Here is a 242-nt window from a genome sequence, read left to right as displayed (position 1 = left end):
TGGGCGTTGGCAATCGCTTTAGTCACCCACGGGTGTTCAATGGCTTCGCCTGGCTTCATACCCAGTTTACGCATCATGCCGGATACTCGGTCGGAAGCAAAAATACGCATCAGCGCATCTTCCATCGACAGGTAGAAACGGGAAGAACCAGCATCCCCCTGACGACCAGAACGACCGCGCAACTGGTTATCGATACGACGGGATTCGTGACGCTCGGTACCGATGATATGCAGGCCACCTGC

At 55.4% G+C, this 242-nt stretch carries 1 protein-coding gene; it reads right to left on the bottom strand.

Annotated elements, in window-relative coordinates:
• Positions 1-242, bottom strand: a 242-nt coding sequence (locus SB765_RS32975; RefSeq protein ID WP_410932942.1) for a hypothetical protein, incomplete at both ends; no start/stop codon positions are given.

Origin of the sequence: Pseudomonas sp. SIMBA_067, from assembly GCF_046534675.1 — a bacterium.
Classification (GTDB): domain Bacteria; phylum Pseudomonadota; class Gammaproteobacteria; order Pseudomonadales; family Pseudomonadaceae; genus Aquipseudomonas; species Aquipseudomonas putida.
Note: the sequence above shows the minus strand (reverse complement) of the source record. Positions and strands in the feature narration are given on the sequence as shown.